25 protein-coding genes, 3 pseudogenes and 1 riboswitch are annotated in these 25661 nt (G+C 35.2%); of the genes and pseudogenes, 19 read left to right on the top strand and 9 right to left on the bottom strand.

What is annotated here, in order from left to right; genetic code table 11:
- Window positions 1–332: 332 nt before the first annotated feature.
- Window positions 333–1055 (bottom strand): annotated as a pseudogene (gene bamD, locus A9G25_RS02190) (outer membrane protein assembly factor BamD); the annotation flags it as partial.
- 92 nt (window positions 1056–1147) lie between these two features.
- On the opposite strand from bamD, the gene rluD reads away from it, so the two are divergent.
- Together rluD and pgeF are read left to right on the top strand one after the other, a co-directional pair.
- Window positions 1148–2122, top strand: a complete 975-nt coding sequence (gene rluD, locus A9G25_RS02195) for a 23S rRNA pseudouridine(1911/1915/1917) synthase RluD (RefSeq protein WP_065625551.1) — start codon at window positions 1148–1150, stop codon at window positions 2120–2122.
- An 8-nt stretch (window positions 2123–2130) separates the two neighbouring features.
- The gene (pgeF, locus tag A9G25_RS02200; RefSeq protein WP_065625639.1) at window positions 2131–2898 is read left to right on the top strand and encodes a peptidoglycan editing factor PgeF; all 768 of its coding nucleotides are present in this window, start codon (window positions 2131–2133) and stop codon (window positions 2896–2898) included.
- Between the two features lie 110 nt (window positions 2899–3008).
- On the opposite strand, the gene A9G25_RS02205 is transcribed toward pgeF, so the two are convergent.
- Entirely contained in the window at window positions 3009–3623 is a 615-nt protein-coding gene (locus A9G25_RS02205) for a 7-carboxy-7-deazaguanine synthase QueE (protein ID WP_065625552.1), read from the bottom strand.
- Window position 3624: 1 nt separating this feature from the next.
- A complete protein-coding gene (gene queD, locus A9G25_RS02210; RefSeq protein WP_065625553.1) occupies window positions 3625–4047 on the bottom strand; it encodes a 6-carboxytetrahydropterin synthase QueD in 423 nt (140 codons plus the stop codon).
- Window positions 4048–4050: 3 nt separating this feature from the next.
- Window positions 4051–4096: riboswitch (PreQ1 riboswitch) on the bottom strand.
- A gap of 285 nt (window positions 4097–4381) precedes the next feature.
- On the opposite strand from queD, the gene clpB reads away from it, so the two are divergent.
- The 4 genes from clpB (at window position 4382) to hisM (ending at window position 9592) form a co-directional block, all read left to right on the top strand.
- Complete coding sequence (gene clpB, locus A9G25_RS02215; protein ID WP_065625554.1) at window positions 4382–6952, top strand: ATP-dependent chaperone ClpB; 2571 nt, start codon at window positions 4382–4384, stop codon at window positions 6950–6952.
- A 438-nt stretch (window positions 6953–7390) separates the two neighbouring features.
- Window positions 7391–8179 carry a lysine/arginine/ornithine ABC transporter substrate-binding protein gene (locus A9G25_RS02220; protein WP_065625555.1) on the top strand — a complete coding sequence of 263 codons (789 nt, stop codon included), beginning with the start codon at window positions 7391–7393 and terminating at the stop codon, window positions 8177–8179.
- Between the two features lie 3 nt (window positions 8180–8182).
- A complete protein-coding gene (locus A9G25_RS02225) occupies window positions 8183–8866 on the top strand; it encodes an ABC transporter permease (protein WP_065625556.1) in 684 nt (227 codons plus the stop codon).
- Between the two features lie 6 nt (window positions 8867–8872).
- Entirely contained in the window at window positions 8873–9592 is a 720-nt protein-coding gene (hisM, locus tag A9G25_RS02230; protein WP_065625557.1) for a histidine ABC transporter permease HisM, read from the top strand.
- Window positions 9593–9715: 123 nt separating this feature from the next.
- Here the strand turns inward: hisM and A9G25_RS02235 are convergent, their stop codons facing one another.
- Together A9G25_RS02235 and lexA are read right to left on the bottom strand one after the other, a co-directional pair.
- Window positions 9716–10096: a hypothetical protein gene (locus A9G25_RS02235; RefSeq protein ID WP_065625558.1), complete on the bottom strand. Its 381-nt coding sequence runs from the start codon at window positions 10094–10096 to the stop codon at window positions 9716–9718.
- Window positions 10097–10177: 81 nt separating this feature from the next.
- Window positions 10178–10804: a transcriptional repressor LexA gene (gene lexA, locus A9G25_RS02240; RefSeq protein WP_065625559.1), complete on the bottom strand. Its 627-nt coding sequence runs from the start codon at window positions 10802–10804 to the stop codon at window positions 10178–10180.
- Between the two features lie 256 nt (window positions 10805–11060).
- Between lexA and coaE the strand changes: the two genes are divergently transcribed.
- The 4 genes from coaE to tsaD are packed head-to-tail and all read left to right on the top strand — an operon-like array spanning window position 11061 to window position 13679.
- Window positions 11061–11666 carry a dephospho-CoA kinase gene (gene coaE / locus A9G25_RS02245; protein ID WP_065625560.1) on the top strand — a complete coding sequence of 202 codons (606 nt, stop codon included), beginning with the start codon at window positions 11061–11063 and terminating at the stop codon, window positions 11664–11666.
- A 5-nt stretch (window positions 11667–11671) separates the two neighbouring features.
- Window positions 11672–12409, top strand: a complete 738-nt coding sequence (gene zapD, locus A9G25_RS02250) for a cell division protein ZapD (RefSeq protein WP_065625561.1) — start codon at window positions 11672–11674, stop codon at window positions 12407–12409.
- Window positions 12410–12438: 29 nt separating this feature from the next.
- On the top strand, window positions 12439–12654 hold the full coding sequence (yacG, locus tag A9G25_RS02255; RefSeq protein ID WP_065625562.1) for a DNA gyrase inhibitor YacG: 216 nt from the start codon (window positions 12439–12441) through the stop codon (window positions 12652–12654).
- The gene (gene tsaD, locus A9G25_RS02260) at window positions 12654–13679 is read left to right on the top strand and encodes a tRNA (adenosine(37)-N6)-threonylcarbamoyltransferase complex transferase subunit TsaD (RefSeq protein WP_065625563.1); all 1026 of its coding nucleotides are present in this window, start codon (window positions 12654–12656) and stop codon (window positions 13677–13679) included. Before yacG ends, tsaD begins: the two co-directional genes overlap by 1 nt.
- A gap of 97 nt (window positions 13680–13776) precedes the next feature.
- On the opposite strand, the gene A9G25_RS02265 is transcribed toward tsaD, so the two are convergent.
- Entirely contained in the window at window positions 13777–14133 is a 357-nt protein-coding gene (locus tag A9G25_RS02265) for a DUF4282 domain-containing protein (protein WP_218057520.1), read from the bottom strand.
- 118 nt (window positions 14134–14251) lie between these two features.
- On the opposite strand from A9G25_RS02265, the gene ycaO reads away from it, so the two are divergent.
- Window positions 14252–16018 (top strand): 30S ribosomal protein S12 methylthiotransferase accessory factor YcaO, encoded by a 1767-nt coding sequence (ycaO, locus tag A9G25_RS02270; protein ID WP_065625564.1) that lies wholly within the window; start codon window positions 14252–14254, stop codon window positions 16016–16018.
- Window positions 16019–16079: 61 nt separating this feature from the next.
- On the opposite strand, the gene A9G25_RS02275 is transcribed toward ycaO, so the two are convergent.
- Window positions 16080–16910 carry a shikimate 5-dehydrogenase gene (locus tag A9G25_RS02275; protein WP_065625565.1) on the bottom strand — a complete coding sequence of 277 codons (831 nt, stop codon included), beginning with the start codon at window positions 16908–16910 and terminating at the stop codon, window positions 16080–16082.
- Window positions 16911–16980: 70 nt separating this feature from the next.
- Between A9G25_RS02275 and A9G25_RS02280 the strand changes: the two genes are divergently transcribed.
- The 3 genes from A9G25_RS02280 (at window position 16981) to mltG (ending at window position 19632) form a co-directional block, all read left to right on the top strand.
- Entirely contained in the window at window positions 16981–17310 is a 330-nt protein-coding gene (locus A9G25_RS02280) for a nitrous oxide-stimulated promoter family protein (RefSeq protein WP_065625566.1), read from the top strand.
- 206 nt (window positions 17311–17516) lie between these two features.
- The gene (gene alr / locus A9G25_RS02285; RefSeq protein ID WP_065625567.1) at window positions 17517–18617 is read left to right on the top strand and encodes an alanine racemase; all 1101 of its coding nucleotides are present in this window, start codon (window positions 17517–17519) and stop codon (window positions 18615–18617) included.
- Window positions 18610–19632: an endolytic transglycosylase MltG gene (gene mltG / locus A9G25_RS02290; RefSeq protein WP_065625568.1), complete on the top strand. Its 1023-nt coding sequence runs from the start codon at window positions 18610–18612 to the stop codon at window positions 19630–19632. Before alr ends, mltG begins: the two co-directional genes overlap by 8 nt.
- Window positions 19633–19705: 73 nt before the next feature.
- On the opposite strand, the pseudogene A9G25_RS13300 reads toward mltG, so the two are convergent.
- Together A9G25_RS13300 and ampD are read right to left on the bottom strand one after the other, a co-directional pair.
- Window positions 19706–20014 (bottom strand): annotated as a pseudogene (locus A9G25_RS13300) (YqcC family protein); the annotation flags it as partial.
- Between the two features lie 21 nt (window positions 20015–20035).
- Window positions 20036–20584, bottom strand: a pseudogene (ampD, locus tag A9G25_RS13305) (1,6-anhydro-N-acetylmuramyl-L-alanine amidase AmpD); the annotation flags it as partial.
- A 201-nt stretch (window positions 20585–20785) separates the two neighbouring features.
- On the opposite strand from ampD, the gene ppdD reads away from it, so the two are divergent.
- From ppdD to A9G25_RS02320, 5 genes are all read left to right on the top strand, one after another.
- On the top strand, window positions 20786–21217 hold the full coding sequence (ppdD, locus tag A9G25_RS02300; protein WP_065625570.1) for a prepilin peptidase-dependent pilin: 432 nt from the start codon (window positions 20786–20788) through the stop codon (window positions 21215–21217).
- Between the two features lie 39 nt (window positions 21218–21256).
- Window positions 21257–22366, top strand: a complete 1110-nt coding sequence (locus A9G25_RS02305) for an ATPase, T2SS/T4P/T4SS family (protein ID WP_065625571.1) — start codon at window positions 21257–21259, stop codon at window positions 22364–22366.
- Entirely contained in the window at window positions 22363–23538 is a 1176-nt protein-coding gene (locus tag A9G25_RS02310; RefSeq protein ID WP_065625572.1) for a type II secretion system F family protein, read from the top strand. Before A9G25_RS02305 ends, A9G25_RS02310 begins: the two co-directional genes overlap by 4 nt.
- On the top strand, window positions 23538–24287 hold the full coding sequence (locus A9G25_RS02315) for a prepilin peptidase (RefSeq protein WP_065625573.1): 750 nt from the start codon (window positions 23538–23540) through the stop codon (window positions 24285–24287). Before A9G25_RS02310 ends, A9G25_RS02315 begins: the two co-directional genes overlap by 1 nt.
- Window positions 24288–24499: 212 nt before the next feature.
- On the top strand, window positions 24500–25657 hold the full coding sequence (locus A9G25_RS02320; protein WP_065625574.1) for a M20 aminoacylase family protein: 1158 nt from the start codon (window positions 24500–24502) through the stop codon (window positions 25655–25657).
- The last annotated feature ends 4 nt before the right edge of the window (window positions 25658–25661 follow it).

Raw genomic sequence — 25661 nt, forward strand, 5'->3', positions numbered from 1 at the left:
TAATAAAAATATGTTGCTAATTGTATTGGTTATTGATTCGTTTTACAAACGATATATGAAGTAAGATATTGATTTTTTGTTATGATAAATTCTAACTTATTGAGCATATTTTATTGCTGATATCTAATAAATGACAAAACTTTAATAGGTTTAGGTGAAAGGGCTACAACAAGTTAAATCAATTGCTATTTAAGTGTGATTAAATAGCAATTAAAAGGTAGGTAAAACTACAAAAAGCATAATCTTAATTATAAAACAGCCTAACTGCCATTAAAGACGCTGGTAAAGTGCGATAAGAACGATCGTTGTTCTTCTTTAGGCATGTTTTTAAGATTTGCTTGAATCAGTTGATCAAGTTTTTGGGTTTCATCAACTAAGCCTAATTCATTATAAGCATTACGCATTAAAAGCAATGCTTCTTTAGTTGAGTCGGTATCTGGGAACATAATTAACATTTCTGTCACCCGATTAATCACAGCTACATAAGCACCGCGTTTTGTATAGAATTGTGCGACTTTTAACTGATAGCGAGCCAATCTATTTTTCAAAAATACAAGGCGTTTTTGCGCATCGGCTGCATATTGGCTGTTTGGAAAACTAGACAGTAAATAAGAAAAGTCCTTAAATGCAGCTGAAGCATAATCGGGATCGCGATCTGAACGATCAACATTAAACCAACCTTGGATCATATTGTCGTCTTGTGCCATATTTGAAATGCCGCGCATGTAAATAACCCAATCAATATTTGGATGCGTTGGATTCAATTTCAAAAAACGGTCAATTGACGCAATCGCTAACGGTAAATCAGCTGATTTATAGTAAGCGTAAATCAAATCAAGTTGAACTTGTTGAGAATAAGGACCAAAAGGATAATTTTTGTCCAAGGACTCTAATACAGTAATACTGGATTTAATATTACCATTTTCAAGCTCAGACTTCGCTTTGTTATGTAGTTCAATCTCGGGTACATTTTCAACATCGGGTTTGGAAGAAGTACAACCAATTAGCATGCCACTTAAAGCGATAGCTAGCAAAGAGTGTAAACGCAATTTCATTCAGTTTTTGATCCAAATATAATTAAACATTAAAGGCAATGATTAGTATATAATACTCTAAAACATAACAGCTTAAAATAGATAAATTACACATGCATGAGTTAAAATTATCAACTAAAATCGAACAAAGTCAACTAGGAATGCGTTTAGATCAAGCATTATCCGAGCTTTTCCCCGATTATTCACGCTCAAGAATAAAAGATTGGATTATTAATAATAAAGTCACTGTCAACAATGTTATCGTTAATAAACCGAAAGAAAAAGTACTCGGTGGTGAAATAATAACTATCAATGCCGAAATTGAACAAGAAACTTATCATCAACCCGAAGATATAAAGCTTGATATTGTTTACGAAGATAGTGACATTGTAGTGATTAATAAACCTCGTGATTTAGTTGTGCATCCTGGCGCAGGTAATCCTGATGGTACGGTATTAAATGCCTTATTGCATTATTATCCTGAGATAGCACGCGTGCCCCGCGCAGGTATTGTGCATCGTCTAGATAAAGATACAACAGGGCTAATGGTTGTAGCTAAAACCATTATGGCGCAAACACATTTGGTCGAATCACTTCAACTACGCGAAATTACACGCGAATATGAAGCTGTAGTCATGGGGATTATTACCGCAGGAGGAACCGTTGATCAGCCTATCACCCGTCATCCAACCAAACGCACTCATATGGCTGTATTCCCAACGGGTAAATCAGCGGTTACCCATTATAGAGTGATGGAAAAGTATCGCCTACATACTCGCTTGCGGTTACGCTTAGAAACAGGGCGAACTCACCAAATCCGCGTGCACATGGCTCACATTGCTCACCCACTAATAGGTGATCCACTTTATGGTGGACGACCAAGACCGCCTAAAGGGGCTAGTGAATCCTTTATTCAAAACTTGCGCGACTTTGACCGTCAGGCATTACATGCTACCATGTTACGTTTATATCACCCTATAACAGGTGAACAAATGGAATGGCATGCGCCTATTCCTGAAGATATGCAAAAGTTAATACAAGCTTTACAAGAAGATACCGAACAGCATAAAGATGAATTAGATTGGTGATAAATATGATTAAATCGATTTACCCATATTGGACAGCTCTCCACAATATTCATGCCTTTACCACAACACGGACTGGTGGCGTTAGTTTAGCTCCATTTACAAGTTTAAATATGGGAAATCGAACTGGTGATAATTCAGAACATATTGCTGAAAACCGCCGAAGAATTATTCAAACCGAACAAATACCAAGTGAACCATATTGGTTAACGCAAACTCACAGCACAACAGTGCTTGATATATCACAAATTACTTTACAACCTCCAACAGGTAACATCGATTCTTATCAAACTTTTGAAGCTGATGCATCATATACCAATCAACCTAAGCAAGTTAGCGTAGTACTAACCGCAGACTGCTTGCCTGTACTTTTTTGTACAACAAAAGGCGACGAGGTTGCAGCTGCCCATGCCGGTTGGCGAGGATTATGTAATGGTATATTAGAAGAAACAATCAAAAAATTCTCAAGCTCGCCATCAAACATCATCGCTTGGATGGGACCAGCCATTAGTGTCAAAAAATTTGAGGTAGGTATTGAAGTCAAACAGCAATTTGAAAAAGTCGATCCAAAAGCACAAAAAGCATTTAAATTGATCAATCCAACTGAACAAAAATACCTAGCCAACCTATATCTAATTGCCAAACAACGCTTACAAGCAATAGGAGTAACGCAAATTTTTGGTGGTGATTATTGTACTTATACTGAACAAGATAAATTCTTCTCTTATCGACGTGAAAATAAAACTGGCAGAATGGCATCAATGATCTGGTTTGAATAAATTACAAAAAGTATTAAATTGGCTAATAATTATTTATTTTATAAACTAAACTATACTAGTTGGTATTAACTTTTAGTAACCAAAAGGTGTATTTATTCACATAAACTATATTATTCAATATCTGCAAATTTATGGCTTTGCACGCTCAAAAACCATTTATTATCCAGTCGATTTTGGTTGATTTTTCCTAACAGCTCTATCGTTTCAAGCATATTAAACGTACCATCTTTTTCACAAGGCGACAGATAATAGCGTTTGGCTTGAATATGAGTTTCGATATATTGGCAAAAAGGAATAAAATCATAGTGATTTTCGGCCACTACGCGTACTTCATTTGCTATTGGTTGTACTATTTTTTGATAGCGTGATTGGTAGCAAAATTTAGGGCTTAGCGCAATATAATCAATAAGCGGATCGACTTTACCAAGTCCGTTGCTTTCAATGGCGATAAAATAGCCCGCTTTTTTAAGTGACAAAAGCAATTCAGGTAACGCTTTAACTATTGTCGGTTCGCCACCAGTAATAATAATATTTTTGCTTTTATATTCGCTCACTTTAGTCATTAAATCATCTAACGTGAATCGAGTAAATTTGCGAAAATTAGTGTCGCACCAAGTGCAATTCAAATTGCACCCAGCAAAACGGATAAAAACCGCAGGCATGCCTGTATTATAACCCTCGCCCTGTAAAGATTCGAAGATTTCAACAATACGAAAATAGACCATATTAACTCCGACGATATTCGCAATAAGAGGTGGGCGTTTCCCATAATTTGATCATCGAGACAGGCAAATATTGCGACAGATGATCGAAAATAAACTGGCTCATCCCCTCGGCCGTTGTTCTACAAGGAAAGGCAAAGATTTTGCGATCCATCTCTTGCAATAACGACGCAATACGGCACTCATTAGGGTTATTTTGATGATAAAGATAAGCATGATCGAATCGATCGACAACATGCTGTTTAACGATTTGCTTTAAATCGGCATAATCCATGACCATATCTTGGCTTGAACCGCTATCAATAAGATCACCGCTGACTTCGACTAATAAACGGTAAGTATGACCGTGCAGATTGTGACATTTCTTATTGTGCCCATCTAACATATGACAAGCATCAAATTGAAATTCTTTGGCTATTTTGAACATGTTGTATTCCTAGTTTTTTTACGTGGGATGGGTTACGAACCACGGTTAATGAACCTAACAAAATAAAGGTAACAATATAAGGGATAAAAGTGAATTTGTCATCTTACCAGTGTAACTTGAAATGAAATTTAGAAGTAATTGCTTGAATTGCAAACAGCTTTATTTTTATGTCAATTAAGCCTTACATACTTGCTAATCTTGTTGTATAAATTTTGTAAAAAATATTTTAAGTTTACTCTTGAAATTTAGGTTGCAACACTCATTTAGATCACATGCAAATAGATTGAATGTGTTTAGCATTTAATCCACATTTATTGCTCAGGAGATAAACACTATGAGGTTAGATAAACTAACAAACAAATTTCAACAAGCTTTAGCTGATGCGCAGTCAATGGCATTAGGTAAAGACAATCAGTATATAGAGCCTGTGCATGTCCTATCAGCCATGCTTAATCAAGAAGGTAGTAGTGTAACGCCTTTATTGATCGCAGCGGGCGCAAATATTGTTAATTTACAACAAGAATTAGCTCAAGCTATTGACCGATTACCCCAAGTTCAAGGTGTGGGTGGAGATGTTATTCCATCGCAAGATTTTGTTCGAGTATTAAATCTTTGCGACAAATTATCCCAAAAAAATGGTGATAGCTATATCTCATCAGAACTCTTTATATTAGCCGCTTTAGAAAATAAGGGCAGTTTAGGCGATATTCTTAAAAGATCAGGCGTTAATAAAGACAAATTTAGCCAAGCAGTTAATCAAGTAAGGGGGAGTGATAACGTGAACGATCCTAATGCCGAAGATCAACGAGGGGCACTTAAAAAATACACCATTGATTTAACTCAGCGTGCAGAGCAAGGCAAGTTAGATCCTGTTATTGGTCGTGATGAAGAAATTCGTCGAACTATTCAGGTGTTACAACGTCGTACTAAAAATAACCCAGTATTGATTGGTGAACCGGGTGTGGGTAAAACCGCTATCGTTGAGGGGCTTGCGCAACGTATTGTTAACCGTGAAGTGCCTGAGGGATTGCGACATAAACGCGTTTTATCATTAGATATGGGCGCATTAATTGCGGGCGCAAAATACCGTGGGGAATTTGAAGAACGCTTAAAAGCGGTGCTTAAAGATTTAGCCAAAGAAGAAGGGCGTATTATCCTATTTATTGACGAAATCCACACCATGGTCGGCGCAGGTAAAAGCGATGGTGCAATGGATGCCGGTAATATGTTAAAACCGGCATTGGCGCGAGGTGAATTACACTGCGTAGGAGCAACCACACTTGATGAATACCGTCAATATATTGAAAAAGATCCGGCGTTAGAGCGTCGTTTCCAAAAAGTCTATGTTGCCGAACCAACAGTTGAAGATACTATCGCTATTTTACGCGGATTAAAAGAACGTTATGAACTGCATCACCATGTGCAAATAACCGATCCGGCAATTGTGGCGGCAGCGACTTTATCGCATCGTTATATTTCTGATCGTATGTTACCTGACAAAGCGATTGATTTAATTGACGAAGCCGCATCAAGTATTCGTATGCAAATGGATTCAAAACCAGAATCTTTAGATCGCCTTGAAAGACGCATAATTCAACTTAAACTTGAACAACAAGCGCTTAAAAAAGAATCTGATGATGCGAGTAAAAAACGACTTGAAATGTTAAATGATGAACTTTCTGAAAAAGAAAAGGAATATGCTTCACTTGAAGAAGAGTGGAAGTCAGAAAAGGCAGCTGTTTCGGGTACTCAAAACATCAAAGCAGAACTAGAAAAGGCACGTACTGAAATAGAGCAAGCTCGCCGAGCTGGCGACTTGAATAAAATGTCAGAATTACAATATGGCAAAATTCCAGAGCTTGAAAAGAAACTTGCTTCAGCAACGCAGTTAGAAGGCAAAACCATGAAGTTATTGCGTAACAAAGTGACCGATAACGAAATTGCAGAGGTATTATCTAAAGCGACAGGTATTCCAGTTTCTAGAATGCTTGAGAGCGAAAAAGATAAACTATTGCACATGGAAGATGCCTTACATAAACGTGTAATTGGTCAAAATGAAGCAGTATTAGCGGTTGCAAATGCGATTCGTCGTAGCCGAGCAGGGCTTTCAGATCCAAATAAACCGATTGGATCATTCCTATTCTTAGGACCAACTGGTGTCGGTAAAACCGAGCTTTGCAAATCACTGGCTAACTTTATGTTTGATAGCGAAGAAGCTATGGTGCGTATAGATATGTCAGAGTTTATGGAAAAACACTCCGTTGCTCGCTTAATCGGTGCGCCTCCAGGTTATGTTGGGTATGAAGAAGGGGGGTATTTAACCGAAGCAGTTAGACGACGACCATACTCAGTAATTTTACTTGATGAAGTCGAAAAAGCACACCCAGATGTCTTTAATATCTTACTGCAAGTATTGGATGATGGGCGCTTAACAGATGGTCAAGGTCGCACAGTTGATTTTCGTAACACTGTCATAATTATGACATCAAACTTAGGTTCTGACCTAATTCAAGGCCAAGTTGAACTAAGTTATGACGAAATGAAATCTCTAGTGATGACAGTTGTAACCAAACACTTTAGACCAGAATTTATCAATCGTATTGACGAAACAGTGGTATTCCACCCATTAGGTCAAGAAAACATTAAAGCGATTGCAAAAATTCAGTTAGCACACGTTGAAAAACGTTTAGATGAACGTGGTTACCAATTGGATATTTCGGATGCGGCACTTGAGCAGTTAGCTAAAGTTGGTTTTGACCCAATTTATGGGGCAAGACCGTTAAAACGAGCGATCCAACAAGAGATCGAAAACCCATTGGCACAACAAATACTGTCAGGCAAATTAGTCCCAGGTAAAACTATTCATCTAGATTTAGTTGGTGACAACATTGAAGCTCAACAGTAATAAAACCTCAAAAAACAAACCGGCCTTTATGGTCGGTTTTTTATAATTGATACAATTTAATTTACCTATAGTAACTTAGAATTTAATCTGACAAATATTAATTATTCATTGATATTTATTTTCGCAAAATGGTTGTGTGATGGGGAAAATGACAATAATACAAACTCAACTAAAAAACTCATTTTTATACTCTAACATATAGTTACCTGAAACTTTTTGACAAAATTTTTTAAAACCATCTTCACGGTTTTGCAACCAAAGCTCAACCAAACTAGCTTTTTGTTAGTTGTTAAAAGTAACAACCTTAATTATTTTGTCTAGCGTGTTTGCCATTAAGTAATTCTAATTTTAAACACTACAATAATAACTTTTTTTTATTATAAAATTACCTTAGAACACGTTATATTATTGCCTTAAATAAAAAAGGAAAGATTAAAAATGAAGAATTTATTAAAAAAATTGGTTATTTTTGGTTGTTTAAGCTTGCCAATGGCAAGTTATGCTGCGTTACCTGAATCGATTAAAGTTGGTTCGGATACGTCTTATGCGCCTTTTGATTTTATTGATGCTAATGGTGAAGTTACTGGATTCAACATTGAAATCACGAAAGCCTTGTGCGAAAAGATCAATATTAAATGTACTTTTCAATCGACTGATTTTGATGCGCTGATCCCGTCGTTATTATCAAGAAAGATTGATATTATCTCGTCTTCGCTAATGATGACCGAAAAACGTAAAAAACAGATCGCTTTTTCTGACGAAATTTTTATGACTTATTCTCGTTTGATTGTTAAAGAGGGTACTCATTTAATGCCTAATGCTGAGTCATTAAAAGGTAAGCGTGTTGGTGTTGAGCAAGGTACATCGCAAGAACATTTTGTTAATGAGATGTGGCGTCCGAACGGTGTAGTTATAGTGCCTTATCAAAATCAGTTACAAGTATTTTCTGATCTAGTGGCAGGTCGTTTAGATGCGGCATTGCAAGATGAAGTTACTGGTAGTTATGCCTTTTTAAAACAGTCACAAGGTAAAGGTTTTATTTTTGCTGGGGATGCTCTAACCGATGCGAACTACTTTGATGTTGGAGTAGGAATTGGTTTTCGTAAAAATGATAATGAGTTGCGCGAAGCCTTTAATTTAGCTTTAAAAGACATCTTAGCAGATGGTACATATCAAAAAATCAACAATAAGTATTTTGATTTTAATGTGTACGGTAATAAAAAATAAACCATGCAGGGGTATATTTCTTTAATTTGTCAAGGTGCATGGTTGACTATTATTTTAGCATTAACATCGCTACTACTGGCCATGATACTTGGTATTGTTTGTGCATTAGGTAAACTGAGCCATTCAAAAGTATGTAATGTGTTTTGTCAGGCTTATACATCGTTGATTCGAGGTGTACCCGATTTAGTGTTGATGATGCTAATCTTTTTTGGTTTGCAGTTTTTGGTTAATAATATAACTGATTATTTTAATGCTCCTTTTGTTGAAGTTGATCCGTTAATCGCTGGTATTATTACGTTAGGCTTTATTTATGGGGCATATTTTACCGAAACTTTTAGAGGAGCTTATCTTGCAGTTTCTAGAAATACCTTAGCGGCAGCAACAGCGCTTGGTTTAAGTAAAGTGCAAGTGTTTCGGTATGTAATGTTTCCTTTAATGATGCGCTTTGCCTTGCCAGGTATTGCTAATAATTGGTTAGTGGTGTTAAAAGCTACAGCATTAGTGTCGTTATTGGGATTGTCGGATTTAGTCAAAGCTACTAAAAATGCAGGCGAAGCTCTGTACCAACCTTTGCTATTTGCTTTGATTGCTGGGGCGTTTTATCTGTTTTTTACATCAATATCTAATATCATTTTATGGTGGCTTGAGCGGTATTATTCTATTGGCATTACCAAAACTAAATTATAAGAACTCATGTTAGAAATTATTCAACAATATTGGCAATCACTACTATGGACCGATGGTTATAATATCACTGGTCTTGCGATGACGCTGTGGATTTTGATTTTATCGGTTCTAATGGGGGGGATTTTGTCGCTAGTGTTAGCGGTAGGGCGAAACGCGCAAAATAAACTGATTAAATTACCTATTTGGCTATTTACTTATATTTTTCGAGGTACGCCTTTATATGTGCAGTTATTGATTATTTACACTGGTATATATACCTTAAGTGTGGTTAAAAATAATGCTTGGTTAGGAGATTTTTTTCAAAGTGGTTTAAATTGTACGGTGTTAGCCCTTACCCTAAACACCTGTGCCTATACTACTGAAGTTTTTGCTGGAGCTATGCGGAATGTGCCAAATGGCGAAATTCAAGCTGCGACAGCACTTGGTTTTAATCGTTTTCAACTTTATCATTATATCATTTTTCCAAGAGCATTTCGTATTGCATTGCCAGCTTATAGTAACGAGGTCATTTTTATATTACATTCAACTGCACTGGCTTTTACTGTTACTGTACCAGATGTGATGAAGATTGCGCGTGATATTTATGCCGAAACTTATCAACCTTTTCATGCTTTTGGTATTGCGGCAGTGATTTATCTTTGTGTGAGCTTTACATTGATTTTTGGTTTTAAAAAATTAGAGCAGTATTGTTTGGCTTTTCAACGGACTAATGGGCAAAATAATTAATAATTTAAGCTATATGCTGATTTTCTTTTATTTGTTTAAAATTCTATTTTTCCATTCAGATAAAATAAAAAATCCGACAATTGTGGTAGCACTTGTCTCTTGTCGGATTTTGAATTTCCGATATTAATTTACAGGATAGAATTCGCTTGTAGAGTCGCTATCATTGTCGTGATCATGGTTGCTTGAACCGGGTAATGCTCTAGCCCGTTCGATAGGCACATAACTGCCACTTGGTGTTTCTACTTGGCATTCGCCTAAAAATATAGAGTATTTGGTATTTGCATGCATGCTTTCCCCCCTAAAATAACAGTGGGCAGCATTGTATAAATCAATTCGGCAAAGTACCGCAATAGCTAACCAAACAATAAGTACAGCCAAAGCAACCCATTTTAGATGTTTCCAAATAAAAGACCAAAAACCGATCCCTCTAAAACGGCAGTACCCAAAAACGAGTAATAAAACTGCAATAAACCCTAAAAATTCGTATAACCAAAATAGCCACATAGTAATCTCCCACACGTTAGTTAAATGCTATTTTATACTAACTTTGCCTATACTTCTATATACTTGCGTCTATGAGTTTGCTTACATCCAAGATCCGTTACGAATAACACCAACCGCTAATCCTTCAATGGCAAAATTTTGCAGTTCTAAATCAACTTTGATCGGCGAAAATTCGGCATTTTCGGCAAGTAAGTGTACATGCTTTCCCTTACGCGACAAGCGTTTAACCGTAACTTCATCATCAATACGAGCAACAACAACTTGCCCATTTTTAACGTCTTGGGTTTTATGTACAGCCAACAAGTCACCGTCAAATATACCAATATCTTTCATTGACATACCTTGTACTCTTAATAAAAAGTCTGCGCGAGGTTTAAATAATGAAGGATCAACTTGGTAATGGCTTTCGATATGTTCTTGCGCTAATATTGGCGAACCAGCCGCGACTTGTCCAATAAGTGGTAAACTTTCCTGTTCGTTTGGCTCAATAGACGTTTCAAGTAAAAGGCGAATTCCGCGTGAAGAGCCTGCGATCATTTCAATTGCGCCTTTTTTAGCTAAAGCTTTTAGATGCTCTTCGGCTGCGTTGGCGGATCGAAACCCCAATTTTTGGGCAATTTCAGCACGTGTAGGTGGCATACCAGTAGTTTGAATGTTATCTTTTATTAAATCATAAATCTGTTGTTGGCGTTCAGTTAACGGTCTCATTACATATTCCTGTTTTTATATACAGATACATGTAATTATATACAGCCAATAATATAAAACAACTGTTTTATTTAATTTATTTTTCAATAGATGGTAAATTTTGGGGAGATTGTTGTTATTATGCACTAATTTTGTGAATTATTTTGAAAATGTAATAGCTAATTAACAACTGAATCTTTCTCCTTATTAGTATTATTTAATCAACTTACATATATGCTATAATAAAGCAATTTGTTGTTGGATTGGAATTTGCCTTATGCCTTATGTTGTTACGCTCAGTGGTGGTATTGCCAGTGGAAAAAGCACTATCGCCGATTTGTTTGCTAAATTAGGTGTACCTATTGTTGATGCAGATATTATTGCAAGGCAAGTAGTGCAAGCAGGTAGCTATGCGTTTAACCAAATTGTTAAGCATTTCAGCCAAGAAATTTTACTTACTAATGGTGAACTTGATCGTAGTCAGCTCCGTGAAATTATTTTTAATAATGATCATGAACGGCTCTGGCTTAATGATTTATTGCATCCCATCATTCAACAAGAAACCCAAAAACAAATTGCTATGCAAAGTACAACCTATCTAATTTGGGTTGTGCCGTTATTGATTGAAAACAATTTGCATATTTGGGCTGATCGTGTGTTGATAATTGATACCTCACTTTCACTACAATTGGAACGATTAGTTAAAAGGGATAATATTAGTGAATCATTAGCTAAAAAGATGATACAGTCACAAGTATCTTTGAAGAAACGTTTATCTTATGCTGATGATATTATAGTTAATGACGGTAATTTGTTGTCGCTAACAACACAAGTTAATCTACTGCATCAACAATATTTGAATAGCTTTAAAAGTAAGATTTAGAATAGATGAATAATATTATTTTTGAACATCCATTAAATGAAAAAATGCGTACTTGGCTTCGAGTTGAATTTCTATTAAATCAATTAAATACACATTGTCATTTTAATGACAATAGTGCGTTGATTTTTTTTCATGCATTGTCCGAGTTGTTAGAGATTATTGAACGTAATGATATTAAAGGTGATTTGGTTAAAGATCTTGAATCGCAAAAACAAAAGTTAATCTTGTGGTTAAATATCGAAGGTGTAGATCATGATTTACTTAATGACCTGATTCACCAATTTGATGATTTTATCGTCCAATTTAATGCAATTGGGCGTTTAGGACAACCATTAAAAGATGATCGATTTATTACAGCCATTCGTCAACGTTTAATGATTCCAGGGGGATGTTGTAGTTTTGACTTACCTTCGTTTCATTTATGGCTTAGAATTTCACAAGAAAGGCGTTATAATCAAATAAAAAATTGGTTACAACACTTATCAATACTTGATAAATCTCTGACATGTTATATGCAATTAATTCGACAGTTAGGTGAATTTAAACCGTTTGTTTATACCAATAACTTTTTTCAAGAAACAAATGGTGATGTTAATTTGATTCGTATTCGAATTTCTTTAGATAAAAATGTATATCCTCAAGTATCTGGTCATTTGTCGCGTTATAGTATTCGCTTTTTAGCACTTGAGACTTACGATAATGACAATACTGATGAAATTGAATTTGAATTAGCCTGCTGTTGATCGAATACTGTTATGAAAAAAGAGTTGAAATGAATAAAAATACTACATTTGTTAAGTGCCCAACTTGTCAAAAAGAAGTTGAATGGAGTCAAAATAGTCTTTATCGTCCATTTTGCAGTAAACGTTGCCAGCTTATCGATTTAGGTGATTGGGCAACTGAAGAACATCGCATTCCTGATAAAGATATGACAGAACAAGATCTCTGGAGTGAACAAGACCTTGCTGATTTTATAGGTAAACGTTAATGAAGATCCTTGGTATTGAAACTTCATGTGATGAAACTGGTATAGCCATTTATGATGATGTCAATGGTTTAATTGCAAATCAGCTTTATTCTCAAATTAAATTACATGCTGATTATGGTGGTGTGGTGCCAGAACTGGCATCGCGCGATCATATTCGTAAAACTGTGCCATTAATTCAAGCAGCTTTAAAACAAGCTAATTTAACCGCACAAGATATTGATGGGGTTGCCTATACTGCAGGTCCAGGTTTGATTGGGGCGTTGATGGTAGGCGCATCAATTGGAAGATCGCTTGCTTATGCTTGGAATGTACCAGCCATCGCAGTTCATCATATGGAAGGGCATTTACTTGCGCCGATGCTTGAAGATAATCCTCCTGAATTTCCCTTTGTTGCATTATTAGTTTCGGGAGGACATACACAGCTTATTAGTGTGACTGGTATTGGTAAATATAAACTTATTGGAGAGTCAATTGATGATGCTGCAGGAGAAGCTTTTGATAAAACAGCTAAATTGCTTGGTTTAGATTATCCTGGTGGCGCAAAATTATCAAAATTGGCTGAACAGGGTAGTGGAGCGCGATTCCATTTTCCTAGGCCAATGACTGATCGTCCTGGGCTTGATTTTAGTTTTTCAGGCCTTAAAACAGCCGCAGCTAATATGATTCATCAACATAATGATAATCATCATATTGATGCACAAACTAAAGCAGATATTGCTAGAGCATTTGAGGATGCTTTGGTTGATACATTGGTGATTAAAGTAAGGCGAGCACTTGAACAAACTGGATTTAAAAATTTAGTAGTTGCTGGTGGGGTAAGTGCTAACAAAACACTGCGTACTAAATTGATTGAGTTGATGCATCAACGAAAAGGAAAAGTTTTTTATCCAAGGCTCGAATTTTGTACCGATAATGGTGCCATGATTGCTTATGCTGGTATGATTCATTTAAAAGCGAGGCAGTATTCAGATTTAGCTATTAATGTTAAGCCAAGATGGCCTCTTAGCGATCTTAATGTTGGTTAACTGATTTTCTTGATTTAACAACATATAAATTAAAACAAAAATAAAAATGCGTGAATTTATTCCCGCATTTTTAAGCTACATAGTTAAATCAACGATATTAATTAATAGTATCTGTATTAGAGCATTCTTCTTGTTTTTCTGAATTGGTTTTTTCATTAGCTAATTTTTGAATATTTTGGTTAATATTAAATAGTACACAAATTAATTCAAAACCAATGCGAGTTGAAATAAAGCCCACAACCAAGGTAACAATACCGGTGAAAAAAGCGACTAAACCCATAGTAAAACTATAAGTAAATGCAGCAAAACTACCTAATATCATGGTGAACGCACTAATTCCAATAAGTAATAATGCGATCCAATACACGATAGTGATACAAGAAGGTGTTAACATTTTATCAAAGAAGAATAAGTCTTTAATGGTAAAGTCTTTAAAGTCTATTTTTTTGTTCATTTTATTTCCTTTTTAGTTGGATTGATTTTATTACTTCTATTTTTTTATATTTGCGTATAAAGTGATAAATTTTGGAAAGCGCAACAATTATAACATAAAATTATTTTGAGATTAACTTATGAAAACTTATATCCCCGGTAAAGATGCCGCCCTTGAAGATTCGATCAACTATTTTCAGCAGCAATTAGCAAAATATGATTTAGAAGTAAAAGAAACTTCTTGGCTAAATCCGGTACCTAATGTGTGGTCAGTGCATATTCAAAATACTAAATGTCCTCTGTGCTTTGCTAATGGTAAAGGCGCAAGCAAAAAGGCGGCATTAGCATCGGCTTTAGGAGAGTATTTTGAGCGATTATCAACCAATTACTTTTTTTCAGATTTTTACTTAGGAGAGCAAATAGCGAATGCCGATTTTGTGCATTATCCAAGTGAAAAATGGTTCACTATTCCTGAAGATAATTCACTACCTAAAGGACTATTATCCAAAGAACTACTTAAGTTTTATGATCCTGATCATGAATTGAGTGCAACAGATTTAATTGATTTACAATCAAGTAATGGTGATCGAGGTATCTGCGCTTTACCTTTTGAACAGCAGTCTGATAAACAAACTATTTATGTGCCAGTTAATTTAATTGCTAATTTATATGCCTCTAATGGTATGTCAGCCGGTAATACTTGTAATGAGGCCCGAGTACAAGGGTTATCTGAAATTTTTGAGCGTTATACTAAAAATAAGATTATAGCTGAAGGCATTAGCTTACCAATTATCCCAACTGAAGTGATTAACCGTTACCCAACCGTTTTATCTGCAATTGATACGCTTGAAAGCGAAGGCTTTCCGCTTTACTGTTTTGATGCCTCATTGGGTGGAGAGTTTCCGGTTATTTGTGTAGTGTTATTTAATCCACAAAATGGAACGTGTTACGCCTCATTTGGTGCGCATCCAAATTTTGGCGTTGCGCTTGAAAGAACAGTAACAGAATTACTACAAGGACGCAGTTTAAAAGATCTTGATGTGTTTTCACCTCCAAGTTTTGATAATGATGATATTGCTGATCTTAGTAATTTAGAAACGCATTTTATTGATTCGAGCGGTTTGATTTCATGGGATCTATTTAATGAACAAGCAGATTATGAATTTGTCGATTGGGACTTTTCTGGTACAACCGACCAAGAATTTGCAAATTTGATGACTATTTTTACCCACCATAAAACTGAAGTGTTAATTATGGACTACGAACACCTTGGTGTTTATGCTTGCCGAATTCTGGCCGTTGGTATGTCTGAAATTTATCCTCCTGAAGATCTTATAATTGCCAATAGCAATATGGCTATTGGATTACGAAAGCTTATTTTGTCATTACCTTACCAAAAACGTACAGCTAAACAGTACCTAGCAATTATTGAACAGCTTGATGATGAAGGGCTTGATGATTATGCTCGAATTCGAGAACTGCTAGGCATAGCAACAGGTAACGATAATGCTTGGTTAACTCTTCGCGTTGGCGAGTTAAAAGCAATGCTGGCATTGGCAGGTAAAGACTTAATACAAGCACAACAGTGGATTGATTGGACGATTGAAATGAACGAGTCTATATTCACGCCATCACGCAATCATGCTTATCGTTGTTTACAGACATTAGTTAATTTTATTTTACAACGAGACAAAAAACAGTTTAATAACTATCAAGCCGCATTTAATAAAATGTATGGTAAAACCTGTGTTGATGATATGTGGCAATACGCTAATGGTGACAAAACATTTTTTGGTTTAGCTAATTATACGAAAATCGAAAAACAGACCAATAACAATCTAGAACAGTTTGATATGCACCAAAAATTATTAGTTGTATATAATAAATTGCATCAGACAATGTTATAAATTATTAAATTAAATTTTATTTAAATTCCACCGCTGAACACGGTGGAATGGACAATATTATTTAACCTTGCCTTGCAAATTCTCCTGCTTGTCTTACTAACTTTTCACTTGGTGTTACACCAGTATATAAAACAAACTGTTCAAGTGCTTGTATAACAGCAACATCGGCACCTGAAATAATAATTTTATTTAGTTTTTGGGCATATTTTATCATGGGAGTTTCAACGGGAAGGGCAACTACATCAAACACAATATCGGCATTTTTTATCATAGTTGAGGGAAATGCAAGCGCCTCAGAATCAATACCACCAAACATACCAATTGGGGTAACATTAATAATCAATTTTGCTTGGTGTGACAATATTTCTTGCTCATCCTTTACCCATTTATAGCCATATCGTTTGGCTAATGCTTCGCCTTTTTGTTGGTTACGTGCGGCAATAATACCATTTTTAAATCCCGCATCATAAAAAGCTCCGATCACCGCATTAGCCATGCCTCCGCTGCCTTTTAATACAAATGGTGTTTTATTATCAATCTTATTTTCTACAATGAGTTTAGCAACGGCAATATAATCAGTGTTATAAGCTTTTAAATGATGGTTGGTGTTAACAATGGTATTTGCCGATTGAATAGATTTTACTGAGTCATCTAATTCATCAATAAACTCAATGCAAGCTTCTTTATAAGGCATTGAAATGGCGCAACCTCTAATAGCTAAGGCTCTAATGCCATAAATTGCATCTTTCAAATTATTGGTAGTAAAGGCTTTATATAAGTAATTAAGATCGAGTTTTTCGTACAAATAGTTATGAAAGCGAGTACCAAAATTGCTTGGTCTTGCTGAAAGGGACATGCAAACAGTTGTGTCTTTATTGATAATTCTTGCCATTACAACAAATTCTTGTGATCATATTAGATGATTTTATTTTACCACTTTCTTAATTAACGTGTATGTAATTATGGTTGCAAACAATAATGGTCCTAAAATACAGCAAGAAAAAGCAACAGTGAGAGCAATGATCTATTTATATTGCTTTAAACAACATCATAGCCAACATCATCAGTTATGTGAGAAATGCAACGATCTGTTGCAATATGCTATGCAACGTTTAACAAAGTGCCGTTTTGGTGAAGAAAAAACGACATGCGAACGTTGTCCTAAACATTGTTATCGTAAAGATTATAAACTAAAAATTAAACAGGTAATGCGGTTTTCTGGTCCAAGAATGTTAATTTATCATCCTACAATGGCCTTGAGGCATCTTTATAAAAACTTGGTGTGTAGGTAAGTTATTACCATTATTAACGTCTACCATGACAAAACAAATATTAACTCGTCATAAAGTTAAAATTACGGTTTAGTATATTCTATTGATTAAAAATACTAATTTCCAAAATAGCCTAAAACTTCCACCGATTTGTATACTGTGAAAAATTTGTTATTATTAGAAACAGAATTTAAAATAATGGCTTGATAAGAGTCCGGATCAAAGAAATGTCTATTGCAGTTGTTGAAGTTAATCGTCAAGCAGTTATTCATAATGTTGAGTATCTCAAAAAAATGGCTCCAAATAGTCAACTAGTTGCGATTATAAAAGCCAATGCTTATTCACACGGAATTGAGGAGATTGCTCAATTACTACATGATAAAGTGAATTATTTTGGTGTATCGCGCTTTACCGAGGCCATGCAATTGCGGAACAATGGTATTAACACGCCGATTCTGGCTTTGGAAGGTTTTTTCCCGCATGATGATTTGGATTATTTTATTGATTTTAACATTCAACCAGCTATTCATAGCAAATGGCAAATTGACATATTGCAAACATCCCTCCGTAAAGATCAAATTACCACATGGTTTAAGCTTGATACAGGAATGCATCGTTTAGGTTTTTGCCCTGATGAAGCAAAAGAAGAATTTTATCGTTTGGCTAGTTGTTCAGTCGTTCGCAAACCAATTAATATTATGAGTCATTTTAGTTCGGCTGATGATCTATCTTCAGAGAAAACGTTAAAGCAAATAGAACTATTTGATCAGTTTATTGATTCAATTGATGACAAATCACTTATTGGCAAACGCTCGATTGCCGCATCGGGAGGTATATTAGCCTGGCCAAAAGCTCAGCGAGATGTTGTGCGTCAAGGTATTGCTTTATATGGTGTTTCGCCTTTTGATGAACCTATTACTGAGCTACAACCAGCGATGACGTTTAAATCTGAATTAATTGCGGTACGAAAACACAAAAAAGGTGAATCAGTTGGTTATGGTCAAATTTGGTGTAGCCAGCAAGATACTAAACTAGGTGTAGTTGCAATGGGGTATGGTGATGGTTATCCACGAAATATTCCAGAAAATACTCCTGTTTTGATTAATGGTCGAAAAGTACCAATCGTTGGTCGAGTATCAATGGATATGATTGTAGTTGATTTAGGTATAAATTGTCTTGAAAAACCAGGTGATGAAGTCATATTTTGGGGAGCAGGACTTCCTGTTGAGGAAATCGCAAAGCACACTGGAATTAGTGCTTACGAATTAATAACGCGCTTAACTTCACGCGCAAAAATTCATTATATAGATAAATTAAATTATGATTAAAAAAATATTTTTATACACTTTACTTTCTTTTATATTAATTATTGGCGGTTCGATCAGTATTGGTTATTACTTTTTACAGCAGTTTTCTAAACAACAAATGCAAGTAACCAACGAAAACCAGATGTTTGTTTTGAAAAAAGGCACATCCATGCACCAATTGGTTGCACAAATTAAAGAAAGTAAATTAATGCATAGTGCTTATTTATTGCCTTATTTGTGTAAATTGAATCCTTCATTGAGATCAATTAAAGCAGGAACTTATCAATTACACCCACATATGACCGTTGAAGAGTTTTTGCAATTATTAGTGTCGGGTAAAGAAAGCAATTTTTCAATTCAATTTGTGGAAGGTAAACGAGCTAAAGATTGGTTAAAGATTATTCAAAGTACGCCTTACATTGAACAAACATTAGTTGGAAAAACAGATGAAGAAATTGCTAAGTTATTAGGCATTGAAGGATCAATTGAAGGTTGGTTATCGCCTGATACTTACCTTTATACCGCAGACACTTTAGATATTAATATCCTAAAACGTGCGCATATGACGATGAAAAGTAATTTGCAAAAAATTTGGGATAATCGCGATAGTAATCTTCCTTATCAATCCCCTTATGAATTACTGATTATTGCATCAATTATTGAGAAGGAAACAGGTATTAGTTCAGAGCGTGCTAATGTGGCATCGGTATTTGTTAATCGTTTAAGAGCAAAAATGAAGTTACAAACAGATCCAACTATTATTTATGGTTTAGGCGATAACTATAAAGGTACTATTAGGCGCGTTGATTTGACCGATACTGAAAATCCTTATAATACTTATGTTATTGAAGGATTACCACCAACTCCAATTGCAATGCCAAGCATTGCCTCGCTCGAAGCTGCAGCACACCCAGCTAAAACCAATTATCTGTTTTTTGTGGCGAATGGAACAGGTGGACATACATTCTCAAGTACTTACAGTAACCATCAGCAAGCAGTTAATGAGTATCGTCGAATGAATAGTAGTGGGAATTGAATGAAAATTCAATAAAATCAATACTCTACATGAGCATTTTTTCAGGTTTGTTAACTTTAATTATTACCGCATATTAATGCGGTAATTTTTCATAATTAAGTTTAGACAAATCATCAAGTTGCTTAATTAGGTAAAGTAGATGATTAACATCTTGTTCTTGCTCTTTTAGTGCTTCTTCAAAATAAGGGTGTAAGGCAAATTTGGGCAAATTTGTTTTGGCGTCAATCATTGCTTGTATACGTGGAATAAAAATCCATTGTAACCATTCGTGTGCTTGCATGGTATCGATAGCAAAAGGTTCTTGGCTTAAAAATGCATTGGGATTTGGCGGTATAGTTTGCCATAAATCGATTTTTTGTAATTCCTCAATAATTTGTTCAAGTTGATTTAGTAGCTTTTGCCCTTGCGATTTTTGTGTTAATAAATTCTGATAATGTAGCCAATCAAAACAAGGGCCAGGATCTGTTTTTCGATCTGGAGCAATATCAGTATGCCCAGCAATATCTTTGATGGCATAAGTTTGTTGTAATAATAACGTAACGTTTACTAATTGCTGATATTGTTGTTCGGTAAAATTATCGCTATCACATCCTTCCATTTCGATACCGATCGAAAAATCATTACAATTTTCTTGCCCTGCAAATGTTGATTTTCCTGCATGCCAGGCACGTTTATCAAATGGAACAAATTGAATAATTTCACCATCACGTCGAATAAACAGATGGCTTGATACTTCAAGTTGATGAATCGAAGCAAAGTACGGGTGCTGGTTGGGATCGAGCCGACCAGTAAATAATTGCTCAACATAAGGACCTCCATATTCATTGGGCGGTAAGCTTATATTATGAATAACAAGTAGTGATATCGGTTTATTAATAGGTCGTTCATTATAAAAAGGCGAAACAACTTGCTTTATACCTTGTAACCAGCCATTAACAATTTTTAGGGACATAGTGACTCCAACTTATTTGATAAACCGATGTATGGATTTGTCTGTTTTGCGATTTGCTTCGCAAAAATTGAACATACAACGTAATAATTAACTACATTAAGGATTTTACTTTCTAATCTTACTTTTTCATTATTATTCCATTTTTTTGTTTTGCTATAAAGGCTCTTAGATTAAATCATTGACTAAAAAATAGAGGTATTTATGTCTAATCAATCGGGCTTTACGTTATTTGAACTTATGATTGCCATTATTGTTATCGCTATCTTAGCTGCTATCGGTGTTCCTGCTTATCAGGGATATGTAAAAAAAGCCGCATTGACTGATATGTTGCAAATGATGACATCGTATAAAACCGCTGTCGAAATTTGTGCTGTAGAGCAAGGTAGCTTAACCAATTGTAGTAATGGTAATAATGGCGTACCAGCGAGTCGAACATCAAATTATGTTACCTCTATTACGGTTAATAACGGAGTTATTACCTTGGTTGGAGCCAGCGCCTTAACAGGGTTAACTACTACACTAACACCAACAATCAATGCTACTGGTGGCAATTTAGATTGGAGCCGAGTTTGTACTACATCGCCAAGTGATACCAGTTTAACCAGTGCTTGTGAAGATATTTTTAAATTCTAATGTTTGTATTTAATAATTGACGAATAAGGAACCACCTTTATGCAAGAAGAACAGTTAATTGAAAGTATCGATAAATTGTTACTTGAAGCATTAAATAAGCGTGCTTCGGATATTCATTTTGAACCTTATCAACATAGTTACCGTATACGTATGCGTATTGACGGTGTTTTACATGATATGTTATCACCGCACCTTGCGTTAGCTAAACAGATAACAGCAAGATTAAAAATCATGTCTCAACTAAATATAGCTGAACATCGATTACCGCAAGATGGTCAACTCATTATTGATCGTTATGCCATGCGTATTTCCACTTTGCCTGTAATGAATGGCGAAAAAATTGTTTTAAGAGTAATGGATAACCATGAGTCTGAATTAACCATTAATGATTTAGGGTTAACGGATGCAGATCTGTTAACATTCAAACAAATTTTAGACTACCCACAAGGATTGATTTTAGTTACAGGTCCAACAGGAAGCGGTAAAACGGTGACGTTATATAGTGGATTAAAGCGGTTAAATAAAACCGAACGTAACATCTGTAGTGTCGAAGATCCCATTGAAATTCCTCTAGAGGGTATTAATCAAACTGCGATTAATCTCAAGGCTGGCTTAACATTTGCTATTGTATTGCGTGCTTTACTACGGCAAGATCCTGATGTAATGATGGTCGGCGAAATTCGCGATCATGAAACCGCCGAAATTGCAATTCAAGCTGCGCAAACAGGGCATCTAGTATTATCTACATTGCATACTAATTCAAGTGTCGAGGCAATAACACGCTTAAAGCAAATGGGTATAGAAAATTATCTATTATCATCAAGTTTAAAATTAATCATTGCTCAGCGGTTAGTTCGAAAATTGTGTCCACACTGTAAGGTAGTAGCGAATGATCTGGTTATGTTTGGTAATGAACATGTCCCACATTATTTGTCTTCAGGATGCTCTAATTGTATTGGTGGCTACAAAGGAAGAATTGGACTATACGAGTTGTTAGTCATCACTCCCGAAATTCAACAACAAATCTTAGCAAATCAAGCTATTTTATCCTCAAATATGATTTCTTTAAAAAAAGCTGGGCAAAAATTAGTGAAGCAGGGTATGACAACGTTAGCTGAATTAAATCGAGTCTTGGGTGATACAGTATGAAACGGCTCTATTATTGGTATGATGTCGATTTTAATCAACACAAAATTATCGCTGAATCATCACAGGCTGCTAAAAGACTGTTATTGTTGCAAGGTAAAATTGCCATTAAGATTAAAGCTGGTAAAATTATTACTGCACATAGTTTTAATCGTACAGATCTACTGATGATTACCAAACAATTAGCGACTATGTTAAAAGCCGGTTTGTCTATTATTGATACATTACAATTGCTTGCTCAAGAACAAGCTAAACCGCATTGGCAATATTTGTTACTTGATATCAAACAACAAGTCGCTAAAGGCGAATTTTTATCTCAAGTATTGCAGCAACATCAATCGGTGTTTTCCTCATTGTATTGTGAGATTATTGCAACAGGCGAACTAACTGGGCAGCTTGATGAAAGTTTTGAACAATTATCGTTATTGCTTGAAAAATCAATTAAACTGCAAAGAAGCCTAAAAAAGGCTATGCGTTATCCGTTGTTTTTATTATTGATTGCAATGATGGCAAGTTTGGTAATGTTATTATTTGTTTTACCAAAATTTTCAGATATTTATCAAAATTTCGATGCTGAGTTACCTGCTTTTACGCAAGGAGTTATTGATTTTTCTAGTTATTTGCAACAAAGTTGGTTAATTTGGTGTATCGTCTTTTTTATTAGTTATTTCTGTTATCAGCGCTATTTAAAAGTGCGTTATCGACGTAAAATCGAAAGGATAGTAATAAAATTTCCCTTTATTGGAAAAATTATTCAAACCACTTGCTTAACTCAGATTTTTCAAACAATTGGAATCACTCAAAAAGCAGGCATACCATTACTAGCTGGTTTAACTGCGGCGGCTAATACTACTTGCTATTGTCTTTATCGTGATAGTATTTCGCAAATTATTGCAGGCATTGAGCAAGGGCTTCCATTTAGCCATGTATTGCATGGGCAACGATATTTTCCTAATTTATGTTCACAGTTAATTCATGTGGGGGAGGAGTCAGGCACACTAGATTTAATGCTCGATAAATTAGCAACTTATTATCAAGAACAAAATCAAACCTTAACCGATAATTTATCGCAAGCATTTGAGCCATTATTAATGCTTGTTTTATCTATAATTATTGGCAGTTTAATTGTGGCTATGTATTTACCGATATTCCAAATGGGCGATGTAATTCACTAATGTTAGTATTTATTATTATCTATTTAGGTCTTTGTATCGGTAGCTTTGTTTATGTTGCTTATTACCGTTATTTGCCAACACTGACACCATACCAGTATTTATGTCGAATTAGTGTTTATCGGTCTAGTTGTCCACATTGCCATAATAAGCTTAAAGCTTGGCAATTGATACCGATTATTTCTTGGTTAATATTAAAACGGCGTTGTTATTACTGCAATACCAATATTTCATGCCGATATCTTATTCTTGAATTATTTGTCGCTGTTTTATTTGCTATTATCTATTTTGATAAAAGTATCAATTATCAAAGCGGTATTTTAATGATTCTAGGTTGTTATTTTTTTCTTTTGGCTTTAATTGATTTTAAATACTATCTATTGCCAGATTTTTTTACCCAACCACTAATGTGGACGGGTGTAATGCTTGCTTATTTTGACATGGCAAATATCGTCTTAACCGATGCTTTGCAAGGTATCTTTTGGGGATATCTATTATTAAAAGTACCTGCTACTTTATTTTATTTGGTATTTAAAAAACAGGGATTAGGAGGAGGCGATATCAAATTGCTTGCCGCTCTTGGCGCTTGGTTGCCTTATACATTATTACCAATGTTATTATTTTTTTCTTCCTTATTGGGGATTATATATTTTCTTTTTTTGCGATATGTAATCAATAAACCAAAATCAAAAGTTATTCCATTTGGTCCTTTCTTATTAATTTCTGGTTATGTGATTTATTATTTTTGTTAAAAAGTTTCAGGAAAATAGGTGTTTTAATCAATTTATTGTTAATCAATAAGAGGTAAAAGTGCATAAATTTATTATTTTTTTCATTAAATACAATATATAACTAAAATTGATATCCATAGTAAAATTAGTTATTTTTATAAAAGTGAAAATCGCGTTATAGTGTTAGCTAGAATTGTTGAACCACAGGTTATTCACCAACTAAGGAATTACTTATGATATCAAATAGCATTAATCAATTAAAAACCGAAATGATTACATGGCGCCATCATATTCACGCCCATCCAGAAACAGCCTTTGAAGAGGTTAAAACCACGCAATTTATTATCGAAAAGTTACAATCCTTTGGTATTACCGAGTTATATACTGATTTTGCTCCAACAGGAGTTGTTGGTATTATTAAAGGTAATCGTGATGGACGATGGATTGCTCTGCGAGCTGATATAGATGCATTAGACATTATTGAAGAAAATAATACTAATTATTGCTCAACCATTTCTGGCAAAATGCATGGGTGTGGTCATGATGGGCATACTGCTATGTTACTAGGAACGGCTAAATATCTTAGTGAACACCGTGATTTTGCTGGTACAGTTGTTCTTATTTTTCAACCAGCTGAAGAAAACGAAGGTGGAGCCAGAGTAATGGTTGAAAATGGCTTATTTGAACGATTTCCGATTGAAGCAGTATATGGCATGCATAATCAGCCTAATATGGAGTTAAATCACTTTTATATTAATCATGGCCCAATGATGGCATCGTATGATGTATTTGAGATCAAAATAACGGGTGTTGGTGCTCATGCTGCTGCGCCTCATCTAGGCAAAGATGCAATTTTAACAGCTACGCAAATCGTAAATGGATTACAAAGTATTGTGAGCCGTAATGCTGATCCTTTAAGTTCGTTGGTAGTTAGCGTAACGCAAATTCATAGCGGCGATACTTGGAATGTGTTACCACAGGAAGCGGTTATTCGCGGTACTGTTAGAACATTTAGTGCACAAGTACAAGATATGGCGGAAAATCGTATTAAACAAATAGCAAAAGGTATTGCCACAACATTTGACGCTAAGGCGGAAGTAGATTATCAACGCCGTTACCCAGCTACCATCAATTACGCTAAACAAGCTGATATTGCTATTGCAGCTGCTAAACAAGTTGTGGGGCAAGATAATTTAATTATTGATCCTCTTCCTTCAATGGGTTCAGAAGATTTTGCTTTTATGCTACAAAAAATCCCTGGTGTTTATGTATGGTTAGGCGCAGGTAAAGGGGCTAATTTGCATAATCCAGCTTTTAACTTTAATGATGAAGTGTTAACAACTGGTGTAAGCTATTTTGTTGAAATAGTTAACCAAGAACTTGCTAACTAAGTTA

Origin of the sequence: Gilliamella sp. Bif1-4, from assembly GCF_001690535.1 — a bacterium.
Taxonomy (GTDB): Bacteria; Pseudomonadota; Gammaproteobacteria; order Enterobacterales; family Orbaceae; genus Gilliamella; species Gilliamella bombi.

What these genes read in the sequence shown, in the direction of transcription:
- mltG (WP_065625568.1), top strand. Translation starts at nt 18,610, where the DNA reads ATGATTAAAAAAATATTTTTATACACTTTACTTTCTTTTATATTAATT.
- A9G25_RS02220 (WP_065625555.1), top strand. Translation starts at nt 7,391, where the DNA reads ATGAAGAATTTATTAAAAAAATTGGTTATTTTTGGTTGTTTAAGCTTG.
- yacG (WP_065625562.1), top strand. Translation starts at nt 12,439, where the DNA reads ATGAATAAAAATACTACATTTGTTAAGTGCCCAACTTGTCAAAAAGAA.
- hisM (WP_065625557.1), top strand. Translation starts at nt 8,873, where the DNA reads ATGTTAGAAATTATTCAACAATATTGGCAATCACTACTATGGACCGAT.
- A9G25_RS02275 (WP_065625565.1), bottom strand. Translation starts at nt 16,910, where the DNA reads ATGGCAAGAATTATCAATAAAGACACAACTGTTTGCATGTCCCTTTCA.
- clpB (WP_065625554.1), top strand. Translation starts at nt 4,382, where the DNA reads ATGAGGTTAGATAAACTAACAAACAAATTTCAACAAGCTTTAGCTGAT.
- A9G25_RS02225 (WP_065625556.1), top strand. Translation starts at nt 8,183, where the DNA reads ATGCAGGGGTATATTTCTTTAATTTGTCAAGGTGCATGGTTGACTATT.
- A9G25_RS02280 (WP_065625566.1), top strand. Translation starts at nt 16,981, where the DNA reads ATGGTTGCAAACAATAATGGTCCTAAAATACAGCAAGAAAAAGCAACA.
- A9G25_RS02305 (WP_065625571.1), top strand. Translation starts at nt 21,257, where the DNA reads ATGCAAGAAGAACAGTTAATTGAAAGTATCGATAAATTGTTACTTGAA.
- zapD (WP_065625561.1), top strand. Translation starts at nt 11,672, where the DNA reads ATGAATAATATTATTTTTGAACATCCATTAAATGAAAAAATGCGTACT.
- ppdD (WP_065625570.1), top strand. Translation starts at nt 20,786, where the DNA reads ATGTCTAATCAATCGGGCTTTACGTTATTTGAACTTATGATTGCCATT.
- rluD (WP_065625551.1), top strand. Translation starts at nt 1,148, where the DNA reads ATGCATGAGTTAAAATTATCAACTAAAATCGAACAAAGTCAACTAGGA.
- coaE (WP_065625560.1), top strand. Translation starts at nt 11,061, where the DNA reads ATGCCTTATGTTGTTACGCTCAGTGGTGGTATTGCCAGTGGAAAAAGC.
- ycaO (WP_065625564.1), top strand. Translation starts at nt 14,252, where the DNA reads ATGAAAACTTATATCCCCGGTAAAGATGCCGCCCTTGAAGATTCGATC.
- A9G25_RS02235 (WP_065625558.1), bottom strand. Translation starts at nt 10,096, where the DNA reads ATGTGGCTATTTTGGTTATACGAATTTTTAGGGTTTATTGCAGTTTTA.
- A9G25_RS02265 (WP_218057520.1), bottom strand. Translation starts at nt 14,133, where the DNA reads ATGAACAAAAAAATAGACTTTAAAGACTTTACCATTAAAGACTTATTC.
- lexA (WP_065625559.1), bottom strand. Translation starts at nt 10,804, where the DNA reads ATGAGACCGTTAACTGAACGCCAACAACAGATTTATGATTTAATAAAA.
- A9G25_RS02315 (WP_065625573.1), top strand. Translation starts at nt 23,538, where the DNA reads ATGTTAGTATTTATTATTATCTATTTAGGTCTTTGTATCGGTAGCTTT.
- A9G25_RS02310 (WP_065625572.1), top strand. Translation starts at nt 22,363, where the DNA reads ATGAAACGGCTCTATTATTGGTATGATGTCGATTTTAATCAACACAAA.
- A9G25_RS02205 (WP_065625552.1), bottom strand. Translation starts at nt 3,623, where the DNA reads ATGGTCTATTTTCGTATTGTTGAAATCTTCGAATCTTTACAGGGCGAG.
- tsaD (WP_065625563.1), top strand. Translation starts at nt 12,654, where the DNA reads ATGAAGATCCTTGGTATTGAAACTTCATGTGATGAAACTGGTATAGCC.
- queD (WP_065625553.1), bottom strand. Translation starts at nt 4,047, where the DNA reads ATGTTCAAAATAGCCAAAGAATTTCAATTTGATGCTTGTCATATGTTA.
- alr (WP_065625567.1), top strand. Translation starts at nt 17,517, where the DNA reads ATGTCTATTGCAGTTGTTGAAGTTAATCGTCAAGCAGTTATTCATAAT.
- A9G25_RS02320 (WP_065625574.1), top strand. Translation starts at nt 24,500, where the DNA reads ATGATATCAAATAGCATTAATCAATTAAAAACCGAAATGATTACATGG.